Raw genomic sequence first — 12,695 nt, forward strand, 5'->3', positions numbered from 1 at the left:
CGTTCCCACTCCGCATCCGTTAGATCACCCCGCCCCATGCCCATATCAACGACTCAGACACGAGGCAGTCACATGATCGGACAGACAAGTCCTAGGCAGTTTCGTGTGAGTCGGCAGGCGGGAGGTCACGGTCGTTCCGGGTGACAGTCCGGGCGATCACCCACGCAAGCGCGGCGTCCGCGCAGTGATTCCGGAACGGGCCGACCAACAGGCCAACCGGATGCGGCGCGGACCGGCCGGCGGCAGACCGCCGGCCTTCGACCGGGAGGCGTACAAGCAACCCAACACCGTCGAGCGGTGCATCAACTGCTTGGAGCAGTGGCGCGGCCTCGCCACCCGCTACGACAAAACCGCGGCCATCCACCTCGCCGGACTCCACATCGCCGGCACCTCCTGCGGTCCGCCCGATGATCCAAACGAAACCGCCTAGCTCTGCACGACATCGGCCTGCGCTCCGAGCACCCCTTCACCGCCGCCGTCGCGTCTATCGGCCTGTCCGTGCTTAGAGGTCGCACGGGTAGGTCAGGGCCGTCGGCCCGGGCGGGCATCCCACCGGTAGGCCGTCCAGGCCCTGCGTAGCAGCCTGCGGATCACGATGACCGCGCTGGCCGACGCTACCCACGCGTCCTGCACCACCGCGCGCCGGTCAGTCACGATCGCTAACGCCTTGAACCCCCGGTTGTGCCAGGGGGTTGGTCCGCTCGATCACCCACCGGTGGGTGTGGTTGATCGGCACGAAATGCCCCTTCGGGGTGATCCGCCCGGCGCGGGCCAGCTCTTCCAACAGCCCCCGGTTGGGCTGTGAGTCGTAGCCGGCGTCCGAGTGCACCGTGATCGACTGCCCACCACGAGATTCTCGAGGTCGAGGCCGATGGCCTCGTCGTAGGCCTCCAGGGCCAGCTGGTGCAGCCGCTCGAAGACACCGACGGCGATCCACTCATCCCGCCGGGCCTCATCGTGGTTGCCGAACAGGTGTGGTCGGCGTGCTGCTGGTGGGTGTCTCCGAGTACGAGACGGGCCAGGAGCTTGTCCAACACGCCCCTGTCGGGGATGCGGGGGCGGGGTGGCAGCCCAACGGATGAGCGGCTGCCTCCCGCTTGGGCAGGAGGGCTTGGAACTGGTTCCACAACGGGTCAGTGATGGAGCAGGGCAGGACGGGCACGTGACCTTCGCTCGGCCGTGGAGGGCGTTGACCAGCACGTCCCGCCGGGGTGTGCCGCCCTGGCAGCGGGGGTGGCGTACCCCGGCGGGGCGAGGGTCACCCGGCGTGTCCCTGCAAGTCCGCTGTGGGAACCGGCGCGGGCATGTGCCAGGCCACAACCGCACCGGTCACGAGCCCCACGGCGGCCAGCAGGGTGGCGGCCAGGAATGGATCGAGGGAGTGCAGGGTCGGGGCGAACCCGATCCCGACGCAGACTGCCACCCCGGTCGCACCGCCCAGCTGGTCAGCCGCGCGCTGGACGCCCGAGGCGATCCCGGCGTCGTCCTCGGTGACGCCGCTGACCGCGACGTACTGCAGCCCCACGATGCCGAACCCCATCCCGGCCGCGATCAGGAGCATGGCCGGGATCATCGCCGCCCCGCCTGCCTGCAGGGCCGAGACGAGCGCCATCGCGGCCATCGCGGCCGCGGTGAACCCGATACCGGCGAGCACACACGTGCGTGCTCCCCAGCGGCCCAGCAGACGAGGCACGAGCATGGAGAACACGATCAACGAGACCGCCAGGGGCAGCATTGTCAGGCCCGCGCCCAGCGGGCCGGTGCCCAACCGGTCCTGCAGATAGAAGGTGAACAGCAAGAACGAGGTCGACAACCCCCCGCTCAGCAGCATCGTGGTCAGGTTGGCCGCCACACGCGTTCGGTTGGCAAAGAAGTGCAGCGGCAGCAGCGGGTTACGCGAGCGTGCCTCGACCCGCACGAACCCGGCCCCGGCGGCCGCCGCTCCGGCCAGCGCCCCCGGGGCCACCCATGCGGGTGTTCCGGGTTCACCGGCCTCGACCACGCCGAAGGTGAACAGTAGCGGGCAGGCGGTCAGCAGGAGCGCGCCGGGAAGGTCCAGCGGCGGGGCGTCCTTGGCCACGGGCCGGTCACCCTCGACCAGGAAGGCGGCTGCCAGCAGCACGATCAGGATGAACGGAACCGAGACCAGGAAGATCCACCGCCACCCCAGGTGGGCCGTGATGAGTCCGGACAGGACGAATCCGAGCACGAGACCGCAGCTGGCCACCGAGGCCCACACGCTCAGGGCCCGCGACCGACGCGGGCCTTCGGGGAACATCAGGACGATGGTGGCCATCGCGGCAGGCAGCGCGATGGCCTCACCGGCGCCTTGCAGCAGACGCGCGACCACCAGCAGGGAAAACGTGGGAGTCAGGCCTGCCAACAGGGACGCGGCGCCGAACAGGCCGGTGCCGAGCAGCAGCACGCGCCGCCGCCCGAGCAGGTCACCCAGCCGGCCACCGAGCATCAGCATTCCGCCACCGGTGACCGTGTACCCGACCACGACCCAGGTCAGAGTGTGCCCGTCGATGTCGAAGTCGGCGCCGATCGAGGGCAGGGCGATGTTGACCACGGTCACGTCGACCGCGATGAAGAACTGCAGCATGGACATCGCGCACAGCATCAGCCATGCGCGTGCAGGGGACGGGCTGTGCCCGCGTGAAGAAAGGATGCCTGGGAACATCAGGTGCTCCGTTGCTCAGAGGAAGCTCTGAGCAGCACGAACGTGCCGCTCCGGTCTGATCACGAAGCGGCTGGACGTCCAGGAAGGGTGTGAGTCGAACGTCCCGCCGCTAGCGGGACGTCCTGGTCACTGCGGCGCAAGCGGCCGCGCACGAGGCAGCAGACATGCCGCGAACGCTACCAGGGAGGGGGCACCCAGGTCAGGCATCCGCCTGATGCCTCATGCCCTCACTCCGCGGAGCATCTATTCGCGCGACCTCTTACCTGGACCGCGTCCCTGCGCGCCGAGCCCGGCAAGGGTCTCGACCGCGCCGACCGGTGGGGAATCTTCGTCGATCGGATTTTTCGTGCGCATCGCCGACTGCGTCGAAGGGCTCGTTCCGCTCACCGAGCCGGGCGCGGATCTCGCGAAGATTGTCCGCGGGGACCAGGACATATCGGTGCGGATAATCGCCGTCGACCTCGAACGGACCCGTGTTCTTCTGTCAGCCGAAGGCGTCGTCTAGTCGCTCGCGGATGCGGACGGCGGACTTCGGAATGCGAGGCGGTCAGAGGGTCTCGGCGAGCCCGCGACACGGCGGCGGGACTCGCTGCGGGGCCGTGCGGTCAGCGGGGCCCGGTCCGAGAGGCGCGAGGATGCGGGCGTGGTGATCGTGGTGGTGAGGTCTTCGATGCGGTCGGCGCACGTCGGTCCCGTGCCGTGGTGGCTCACGGCTGCTGATCGCCGGCTTTCGGGGCGGGTGCGGGACGTTCCGTCAGCGGCAGTGCGGTCATGTCGAGTAGGAGCCGGGCGTCGTGGTCCGGGGGCCCTGGCTCGGCGGTGTAGACGCCGATGCGCTGACCGGGGGTGCTGTCCACGTGCAGTGACTGGGATGTGAGGGTGAGCATGCCGACCTGGGGGTGTGGAACGTCTTGTGCGCGGGCTTGCGTCCGGTCCCTCGTAGCGCTCCCAGAGACCGGCGAAGTCGGGGCTTTTGAGGAGGAGTTCGCCGACGAGGTTGGTCAGGTCGGGGGCGTCGAGGGGGCGGTGCCTGCAATGGCGCGCAGGCGGGCGACGCAGGCGGTGATCTGCCGGTCCCAGTCTTGAAAAAGGTCGCGGGCGGCGGGGTGCAGGAAGAGATAGCGGGCCAGGTTGCGGTGCCCTCGCGCAGAGGGCGAGGCCGGCGGGGTTCCAGGCGAGCATGTCCATGCTGCGGCTGATGGCGTACGCCGGGTTCGGGAGGAGCGATTCCAGCAGCAGCTGAGGTGGGGGCGCACCGTGCGGCTGGGAGCGGGCGGTGGCTCCGGGGTGTAGCGGGCGGCCCGGGCGGCGAGCTCGCGCAGGTGCTGGTGCTCCTGGTCGTCCCTGTGCAGGGCGCGGGCGAGCGCGTCGAGGACGGGGGGGCTGGGGCGGGTCTCCTTGCCGCGTTCCAGGCGCACGTAGTAGTCGATGCTGATGCCGGCGAGGGTGGCGAGCTCCCCGCGACGCAGCCCGGGGGTGCGGCGGATGCCGGCGCCGACGGTGAGGCCGACGTGGTCGGGGCTGGTCTGGGTGCGGCGGGCGCGCAGGTAGCGGCCCAGCTCGCCGCCCTCGCTGTGCGCGCTCCCGGATGCGAGGCCTCCAGTCTCACTCGCTCAGTACCTGCCGTGCGGGTGAGAGGGGGCCCTGTCGTTACCCCTGAAGAGCCCGCCCTGCCACACCGGCGTAATCCAGGCGAAGGTGAATGAGCAAGACGCCGGTACCCCGGCCCCGTCGCAGCTATCCGCAGGCACGACCTGCCGGGCCGGGCGAGAGCGAGGGTGCCGGCGACGCCACGATGCGGAGAGAGCGAAATGCGCTACATCAACCTGCGTGACCTGGAAGTTTCCCGGATCGGGCTCGGCGCGATGGGCATGTCCCACGGCTACACCGGTTCCGGCACCGATGAGGCGGAGTCGATCAGGACCGTGCACCGGGCGCTGGAGCTGGGCGTCACGCTCATCGACACCGCCGAGATCTACGGGCCCTACACCAACGAAGAGCTGCTGGGCCGGGCGCTGAAGGGGCGCCGGGAGAAGGTGGTGCTGGCCACGAAGTTCGGCCTGGTCTCCCACGGCGGCGACGGCGCCTGGAACCTGGACTCCGGCCCGGCCAACATCCGCACGGCGGTCGAGGGCTCCCTGAAGCGGCTGGGCACCGACCACATCGACCTGTACTACCAGCACCGGGTGGATCCGAACACGCCGATCGAGGAGACCGCCGGCGCGGTGGCCGAGCTGATCGCCGAGGGCAAGGTGCGCGCATTCGGCCTCTCCGAGGCCGGCCCGGACACGATCCGCCGCGCGCACGCCGTCCAGCCAGTCACCGCGGTGCAGTCGGAATANCGCACGCCGTCCAGCCAGTCACCGCGGTGCAGTCGGAATACTCCCTGTGGACCCGCGGAATCGAGGAGCGCGTCCTGCCCGTCCTGCGGGAGCTGAACATCGGCCTCGTGCCGTTCTCCCCGCTCGGACGCGGCTTCCTGACCGGTACGGTCCGCTCCACCGACCAGTTCGACGAAGGCGACTTCCGCCGCGACAACCCGCGCTTCACGGGCGAGAACTTCCAGCGCAACCTCGCGCTCGCCGACGAGGTCAAGTCCCTGGCCGCCAAGGTCGGTGCCACGCCCGCACAGGTCGCGCTGGCCTGGCTGCTCGCCCAGGGCGACGACATCGCCCCGATCCCCGGCACCAAGCGCGTCAGCCGGGTCGAGGAGAACACCACCGCCGACCGCGTCACGCTGACCGCCGAGCAGCTCGACCAGCTCAGCAGCCTGCCGCCCGCCGCCGGCGACACCCACACCGAGGCCCAGGCGCAGATGCTCGAACGCTGATCCCACCCGGGCCCGCCGCGCTTCTCGTGGCGCCACCCCGCCCCTCGTTTGGAGTAACACCGTTCATGCGTGCAGCAGTGATGTACGGAGCCGGCGACGTCCGCGTCGAGGGCCGGCTCGACCCGAAGATCGTCCAGCCGACCGACGCGGTGGTGCGCACGCTGGCCGCATGCGTGTGCGGCAGCGACCTGTGGCCCTACGCGTCGATGCCCGCCACGGAGACCGGCCGGCCCATGGGGCACGAGTTCCTCGGCATCATCGAGGAGACCGGCGCCGACGTGACCGGCCTGAAGAGCGGGGACCTGGTCGTGGCCCCGTTCACCTACAGCGACAACACCTGCGACTACTGCGCCAAGGGCCTGCACATCTCGTGTCGCAACGGCGGCCGGTACGGCTTCGACGGCGTAGACGGCGGGCAGGGCGAGGCCGTCCGCGTCCCGTATGCGGACGGCACCCTGGTCAAGCTGCCGGTGGCCGCCGACTCCGCGCTACTGCCGTCGCTGCTGGCCCTGTCGGACGTGATGACCACCGGCCACCATGGCGCCGTCACCGCCGGCGTCGGCCGCGGCGATGCGGTGCTCGTGGTCGGGGACGGCGCGGTCGGCCTGTGTGCGGTGATCGCCGCCAAGCGGCTCGGCGCCGAGCGGATCGTGCTCGCCGGCCGTCACGCAGCCCGCACCGCTCTCGGCCGCGAGTTCGGCGCCACGGACGTGGTCGCCGACCGCGGCGAGGAGGGCATCGCCCGTATCCGTGAGCTGACCGGCGGCGTGGACAAGGTGATCGAGGCCGTCGGCACCCGCCAGGCCCTGGACACCGCCCTCGGCGCGGGCCGGGACGGAGGCACCATGAGCCGCCTGGGCGTCCCGCAGTACGAGCAGGGGCCGATCGGGCCGGCCGAGTTCATGCGCAACATCACCCTGACGGGCGGCGCCAGCCCCGCCCGCGCCTACATCGAACAGTTGTTGCCCGACGTCCTCGGGGGCACCATCGCCCCCGGCCGCGTCTTCGACCAGACCTTCGCCCTCGACCAGGCGCCGGATGCCTACCGGGCGATGGCCGACCGCCAGGTCCTCAAGGCTCTCATCCGCCCCTGACCTCCCCTCTCACCCGCACAGCGCGAAGGACATTCCCGCTCATGCAGACCATCACCCTCAACAACGGCGTCGAGATGCCGCTCCTCGGCTTCGGCGTCTACCAGATCCCCGCCGAGGACACCGAGCGCGCCGTCTCCGAGGCACTGGCCGCCGGCTACCGCCTGCTGGACACCGCCGCCGCCTACGGCAACGAAGAAGCCGTCGGTCGCGCCATCAAGTCCAGCGGCATCAGCCGCCAGGACCTGTTCGTCACCACCAAGCTGTGGGTCCAGGACGCTCCCGCCGAGGACAACACCAAGCGCGCGTTCGAGACGTCCCTGACCAAGCTGGGCCTGGACTACCTCGACCTCTACCTGATGCACCAGCCCTTCGGCGACGTCTACGGCCAGTGGCGCGCCATGGAGGCACTCAACCGCGAGGGCGCAGCCAAGGCGATCGGCGTCGCCAACTTCTACCCCGACCGCCTACTCGACCTGATCGTCAACAACGAGATCACCCCGGCCGTCAACCAGATCGAGACCCACCCCTTCTTCCAGCGCACCGGCTACCAGGACCTCATGCGCGAACACGGGGTGCAGATCCAGTCCTGGGGCGGCTTCGCCGAAGGCAAGAACGACCTGTTCACCAACCCGCTGCTGGCCGAGATCGGCAAGGGGTACGGCAAGTCGGTCGCACAAGTCGTGCTGCGCTGGCTCACCCAGCGCGGCGTCGTCGCCATCCCCAAGTCCGTGCGCGCCGAGCGCATGGCGGAGAACTTCGACATCTTCGACTTCCAGCTCACCGACGAGCAGATGGCCCAGATCGCCACCCTCGACACCGGCAGCTCGCTGTTCTTCGACCACCACGACCCCGAGATCGTCGCCTGGCTTGCCAAGCGTCGCCTGGACGCCTGACCCGAACCCGCCACACCCGGGGCGAGCAGCCGCCATCGCCGGCCGCTCGCCCCGGGCGCTGCACCGGCCGCTGTGACCGATCCGGGACCGAAGGTGCGAGCCATGTGCCGGGCATGAACGGTGGCCAGGAGGCGGTGGGCCGTTGCGTACGACGTTCGCGTCGGCCAGTGGTTCGCCCCCCAGGTGTCGGGCATCGTCACTCTCCTGTTCTCGGCTGCATGCTTGGGTTGCTCGTTGATCAGCACCTCGGCCGAACGGCAACTCGCTCGCGACGGTTGCGGACAGCGAACTTCCCGATGCTGACGCGGCCGAAGGCTCGTCGGCAAGCCGCGACACGGCGAACGTGCACTCGCCCACCTGGTGATGATGTCTATCCGCGGGACCCACCGCTGGGCCGTGCGGGCAACAGGACCCGGTCCGAGAAGGGCGAGGATGCGGGCGTGGTGATGGTGGTGGTGAGGTCTTCGATGCGGTCCGCGAAATCCGGTTCCGCTGAAGTACGGGCGGCGTCGGAGGACTTCGTCTCAGCAGGTCCGGCGGTAGGGCAGGTCACGGATGTAGATCTTCCAGTCGACTGGTGTCAATGCCCCGGCACGTCGGCACACGGCAGCGGCGATCTTGTCTGGGGTGATGGCGAATGTCTGCAGTGGCAAGTGTTCACCCGCCGCATGAAGGACCTTGTCATCGGTGCTGAAGGCCAGGGCAAGGAATGCTCCACCCGTGGTGGGAAGAGCGGAGCCGATCGGTTGGCTGGAGGAGGTGTCCCACAGCCGCAGAGCGCCACTGTTGTCGGCCGCGGCGAGGGTGCGACCGTCGTGGGAGAAGGCCACCGACGAGATCTTCTCGGAATTGTCTTCGAGCCCGGCTGCGGCGGGGGGTGACAACACGCCCAGCAGCTGACCGGCGTGGCTGTTCCATAGGGTGACCCGCCCGGAGGAGTCGCCCGCGGCCAGGTACTTCCCGTCGGGGCTGTAGGCCAGGGCGGTGGTGTCGTCCTGGTTGAGGGCACGCCGGGTCACCTGGCCTGAGCGCAGGTCAAGGATCTGGCCGTGCGAGGTGGCGAGTAGGTGTCCATCGGGATGCGGAGCCAGGACCTCACCGCCGATGCCGGCCGTCTCCTTGGTCATGGTGCCGCTCCGTACGTCCCAGACCCTGACCGTTTCGCCGTCCGGTATGCGGGAGACCAGCAGTGACCTGGCATCGGTGGTGAAGGTGATGGCGTTGACCTGGCCCAGGATTTCGTCAGGCCGATCCTGGGGTCGGGCAAGGCTGAAGGACGGCTTCGAGTGGTGTGCCGGGATGTCCCACAGCGACACGCGGGTTATGGCCTTGGCCCCATCGACGAGGTAGTGGTCGGTGGGAGTGTAGGCGAGGGTGTGGTTGTCCGGGCTGAAGGCCAGGAGAACTGTGCACGGCACCGGGGGGCGGAGGCCGTGGCTGTGTTCGGGGCAGGCGGCGGTGGGCAGATCCGCGATGCGTCGGCCGCTTCGTGTGTCAGTCAGGCGCACGCGGATCCGAGTTCGGTCTGCGTCCCGGTGGGCGGTGGCGAGAGTGGTGCCGTCGGGACTGAAGGCGGCCGCCACGGCGGCTTCGCTCTTCCACCGCTGGTCGAGAACGGTGTCCAGTGCGAGCGAACGCACCACGGTGCCCGATCTGCCCGCAAGGTAGCGGAGCCTGCGTTCATCCAGGTCCAACCGCAGTTCGCCGGCCGACTCGCCGGTTAGCGCATGGCGTAGGACCGGTGTGCCGGGCGTGCCGATGCGCCAGAGAAGGATCTCGTCAGCGGTCGAGGCGGCGAGGAATCGTCCGTCCGCACTGAATTCGATCTCTCTCAGGCCGGTGTGCTTGATCGTTGGCAGTTGCCGTCCAGACGCGAGGTCCCACATCCGGAGCCCCGAGGTAGTAAGGAGAGCAAGCCGTCGGCCGTTGGGGGTGAACTGGAAATCTTCCTCCAGGCAGTTGTCGGCGGTCGCGTCGGGGGCCCACGGTGCGGGCAGCCTGCGCTGTTCGGGAACGTTCCATATCTCCACAGCTCTCCCGGGCACGCACAGCGCCATGAGCCGGTCGTCCGCGCTCATCACGGCGTCGGGGAACGGGTACGGGGCGAAGGGGCGCTGCCGCAGCATCCGCTGCTTGTTCCACTCTGCGATCGGGATCGTGGTGGATGCCCGGTCGGTTCGGTACGCCGCGGCCTTCAACCGGCGCTCCATCAGAATGCGGCCTGCCCGGTCTCGCAGCTGGATCACGTCGTCCGGGCCTTCAGTCCGGTAGAGGGCGAGTCTGCGCCCGCTCGGTGCGAACTCGGCTCCGGCTGAAGCAGGGAGCGGCCGGCTTGCCGCATGTCCTCCGGGCAGGTCCCACAGCCGCGTCCGGTCGTCCCGCAGCACGGTGAGTGCCCGGGCGTTCGGGCTCATCGTCCCCGCGTTGTCGACATCACCGCTCAGTCCGCGGCGGACGGCCGTCCGCCGGTGGGTGCGCACGTCCCACATCACCACGTGCTTGGCGCCGACGCTGACCAGCGTGCGGCCTTCTCCGCTGAGGTAACGCACAGCGGCGGGATCCATGCTGGGATCGGTGAAGGCGTCCTGCTCTCGCTGTGAAAGAGCTCCAACCAGCGCGGAACGGGTTTCGGGAAGGTCGGCCAGGGACCAGGAAGCGGTGCTCAGCCTCATCGCGGTAGCCGGGTCCGTGGCGCGGAGGCTGTCGGCCAGCGCCGCGATCCTGCGAGCCTCGGTCCGCAGTCGCTCCTGCTCCTCGGACTCGCTCCGCTGCCAGGCGATCATTCCCGCGACGAGGGCGAGCGCCACCACGGCGGACAGGACCGCCCTCAGTCGGCGCAAGCGTCGGGTGGTGCGGGTTGCGGCATGTTCTTCCTGGTCGCGTGTGGTGAGGCTGGCCGTGAGGAAGGCGTGCTCCAGGGCGGTGAGGTCTTCGAGGCGCTCTGCACCGCTGAAGTGGCTTTCGGCAGCGGCGAGCCGGCTTCCCCGGTACACGGCGCCCGGATCGCGGCCCAGTTCCTCCCAGGCGTGCGCCGCTTCAGTCAGCCGCCGGTGCGCGCGCAGGCGTTCGCGGTCCTCCTCGATCCACCGGTGAAGCCTGGGCCATGCGGTCAGCAGTACCTCGTGGGCGAGCTCGACCCTGGTCTCGTCCAGGGTGAGAAGGCGCGCCCGGGCGAGTGCCTCCAACACCTGGCCGGCCTCGGTTCTCTGCCCGCCGGTGGCCCGCAGCTCCGCTCGCTCGGTGGGCCGACGGGTGTCGGGGGTGCCGTCGCCGGGAGCGACCAGCCGCAGCAGGAGCCGACGGGCTGCGGCCGACTGGCCTTGGGTGAACCGGTCATAGACCTCCTCGGCGGTCTTGGCGATCGCGCCCTCCAGGCCGCCGGCCGCCTCATAGCTGGCTGTGGTCATCGTCTTGCCGCGGCGGCGGCGCCAGGTCTCCAGCAGCACATGCGACAGCAGTGGCAGGCCACCCGGTGCGCGGGTGACCTCCTCAACCAGCCGGGCGGTCAGCGTGCGCTCCACGGTCAGCCCGCAGGCCGCAGCCGGCTTGACGACGGCCTCGCGCAACTCCGCCGGGCTCATCGGGCCGACCAGCAGGTTGGCGTCTCGAAGCGCATCGGCCAGGGCTGGATGTTCGGCGCAGTGGCCGTAGAAGTCGGCCCGTACCGCGAGTAGCACCCGCAAGCCGCTTGCGGGGCGCCGTGCGGCCAGCAGGAGGTCGATGAACCGTGCGCGTTCGGTCGGGTCCTGGCAGAAGGTGAAGGTTTCCTCGAACTGATCGACGATTACGAAGGTGTCCGTGCCGGGGCTGGTCTCACTCGGTGCGAGGAGGTGGCCGTGCGTGCGAGCCGGGCGGTTGCCGGGGGTCAGGATCCGGATCGTGGCGGAGCGGAGACCTGGCTCTTGGGAGTGCTGCAGGGCGGGGATCAGGCCGGCGCGCAGCAGGGAGGACTTGCCGCTGCCGGACGGGCCGAAGACCACGGCGAATCGCCGGCGTTGCAGCAGATCGAGGAGGGCGACGGTGAGCCGGTCGCGGCCGAAGAACCGGCCTCTGTCACTGGTTTCGAACCGCTCCAGGCCCCGGTAGGGCGGAACCTGGCCGTCGTCGTCCGGGTCGGCATCGGCAGCGGCGACCTCCTGCACCGCCTCCTTCCACCGGGTCTCCCACTGCGGCACGTCGCCCCCGCACGCCCGCACGTAGGCCAGGACCACCGGCAGTGTCGGCAGCTGCTCGCCCGCCGCCGCCTGCGACAACGTGGTCACCGAGTAGCCCGCCCGCTGCGCCAGCGACCGGTAGGTCACGCCGCCGGCCTGCGCCCGCAACGTGCGCAGCTCGAACGCGAACCGCTGCACCGGACCTCTCGCCGGATCCACCGGCATCTCACGACGCCCTGCCACACCCCCACCTCCGCAGCCGCCCCGGCGCCAGGACGGCGGCAACGCTACGCACCCCGACCGCGCCCGGAAACATCGCGTCCGGCCATTGTTTGGCCGCCGGAACAGCGTTTCCTAACAATGCGCCGACCGCTGAACTCGGTGACGTGAGCGGCGCGGGGGACCGCTCCTGGGGGGGGAAGGTCCCGGATGGCTGCCCATGCAGCCGGCGTCGCCTGACGCCCGCACCGCGGCCGGGACCTGAAAGGCATGCCCCGCCCCCATCGGGTGGGGTTCCCGGCTTACGACCGGCGTCGCGATATTCGGCGACGGCCGACCGTCCCGCGCGCCGGAACAGCAACTGGTCCGAGAGTCAAAGGAGAAGACGCAGATGTCGATAACGAAGAGCATGGCCGTGTTGGCTGCCACATTGGGGGCCGGTACCGCGCTGCTGCTGGCTCCGACGGCGGCTACGGCGCAGACGTCCGACGCGGAGGGCATCCTGAGTTGCAGTCACGCGTGGTCGAACCAAGACCCCGATGGCAGCGACCCGAAGACCATCACTCGCAATGCCGTAAACGTTCGTTCGGGCCCGCATGCGGCAGCCGGCACAACCTGTGGCGTTGTGGGGTCGCTCAACTCCGGCGACGAAGTCTTCTACCACTGCTACACCACGACGCAGAACGAAGGCACCTGGACCCATCTCCGCAAGAATGGCACCTCACTGGACGGCTGGGTGAAGGACACCCTGCTCCCACGCGGCGGCAGCAACTACCCGTGCTGACAGTGCGATGAGTGGCCGGGCGGCCGGGGACGCACCCC

6 protein-coding genes and 5 pseudogenes are annotated in these 12,695 nt (G+C 69.8%); 6 read left to right on the forward strand and 5 right to left on the reverse strand.

All coding sequences use genetic code 11. The annotated features are described in order from the left end of the window. Positions 1–163 precede the first annotated feature (163 nt). Positions 164–430: pseudogene (locus EEJ42_RS23675) on the forward strand (hypothetical protein); the annotation flags it as partial. Between the two features lie 92 nt (positions 431–522). Here the strand turns inward: EEJ42_RS23675 and EEJ42_RS23680 are convergent. After that, positions 523–1,081, reverse strand: a pseudogene (locus EEJ42_RS23680) (transposase family protein); the annotation flags it as partial. Between the two features lie 177 nt (positions 1,082–1,258). Beyond that, a complete protein-coding gene (locus tag EEJ42_RS23685) occupies positions 1,259–2,611 on the reverse strand; it encodes an MFS transporter (protein ID WP_123102644.1) in 1,353 nt (450 codons plus the stop codon). A gap of 418 nt (positions 2,612–3,029) precedes the next feature. Between EEJ42_RS23685 and EEJ42_RS23690 the strand changes: the two genes are divergently transcribed. After that, the gene (locus EEJ42_RS23690) at positions 3,030–3,188 is read left to right on the forward strand and encodes a hypothetical protein (RefSeq protein ID WP_184503229.1); all 159 of its coding nucleotides are present in this window, start codon (positions 3,030–3,032) and stop codon (positions 3,186–3,188) included. Positions 3,189–3,390: 202 nt separating this feature from the next. On the opposite strand, the pseudogene EEJ42_RS54720 reads toward EEJ42_RS23690, so the two are convergent. After that, a pseudogene (locus EEJ42_RS54720) lies at positions 3,391–3,871 on the reverse strand (MmyB family transcriptional regulator). Further along, positions 3,754–4,242, reverse strand: a pseudogene (locus EEJ42_RS54725) (helix-turn-helix domain-containing protein); the annotation flags it as partial. The pseudogenes EEJ42_RS54725 and EEJ42_RS54720, both read right to left, overlap by 118 nt. A 252-nt stretch (positions 4,243–4,494) precedes the next feature. Between EEJ42_RS54725 and EEJ42_RS23700 the strand changes: the two are divergent. The 3 genes and pseudogenes from EEJ42_RS23700 (at position 4,495) to EEJ42_RS23710 (ending at position 7,500) form a co-directional block, all read left to right on the forward strand. Continuing rightward, positions 4,495–5,513: pseudogene (locus EEJ42_RS23700) on the forward strand (aldo/keto reductase). A 65-nt stretch (positions 5,514–5,578) separates the two neighbouring features. Then, complete coding sequence (locus EEJ42_RS23705; protein ID WP_184503230.1) at positions 5,579–6,607, forward strand: zinc-binding dehydrogenase; 1,029 nt, start codon at positions 5,579–5,581, stop codon at positions 6,605–6,607. A gap of 41 nt (positions 6,608–6,648) precedes the next feature. Continuing rightward, positions 6,649–7,500, forward strand: coding sequence for an aldo/keto reductase (locus tag EEJ42_RS23710; protein ID WP_123102648.1), 852 nt, complete (start codon positions 6,649–6,651; stop codon positions 7,498–7,500). A 524-nt stretch (positions 7,501–8,024) separates the two neighbouring features. Here the strand turns inward: EEJ42_RS23710 and EEJ42_RS23715 are convergent. Next, positions 8,025–11,897, reverse strand: coding sequence for an nSTAND1 domain-containing NTPase (locus tag EEJ42_RS23715; RefSeq protein WP_246097299.1), 3,873 nt, complete (start codon positions 11,895–11,897; stop codon positions 8,025–8,027). 367 nt (positions 11,898–12,264) lie between these two features. Between EEJ42_RS23715 and EEJ42_RS50330 the strand changes: the two genes are divergently transcribed. Continuing rightward, a complete protein-coding gene (locus EEJ42_RS50330) occupies positions 12,265–12,657 on the forward strand; it encodes an SH3 domain-containing protein (protein WP_148082020.1) in 393 nt (130 codons plus the stop codon). The last annotated feature ends 38 nt before the right edge of the window (positions 12,658–12,695 follow it).

Source organism: Streptomyces botrytidirepellens (assembly GCF_003721215.1).
Taxonomy (GTDB): domain Bacteria; phylum Actinomycetota; class Actinomycetes; order Streptomycetales; family Streptomycetaceae; genus Streptomyces; species Streptomyces himastatinicus.

Excerpts from the sequence above, each read along its gene's own strand:
- EEJ42_RS23685 (WP_123102644.1), bottom strand. The coding sequence starts at position 2,611 with ATGTCCATGCTGCAGTTCTTCATCGCGGTCGACGTGACCGTGGTCAAC.
- EEJ42_RS23705 (WP_184503230.1), top strand. The coding sequence starts at position 5,579 with ATGCGTGCAGCAGTGATGTACGGAGCCGGCGACGTCCGCGTCGAGGGC.
- EEJ42_RS23710 (WP_123102648.1), top strand. The coding sequence starts at position 6,649 with ATGCAGACCATCACCCTCAACAACGGCGTCGAGATGCCGCTCCTCGGC.
- EEJ42_RS50330 (WP_148082020.1), top strand. The coding sequence starts at position 12,265 with ATGTCGATAACGAAGAGCATGGCCGTGTTGGCTGCCACATTGGGGGCC.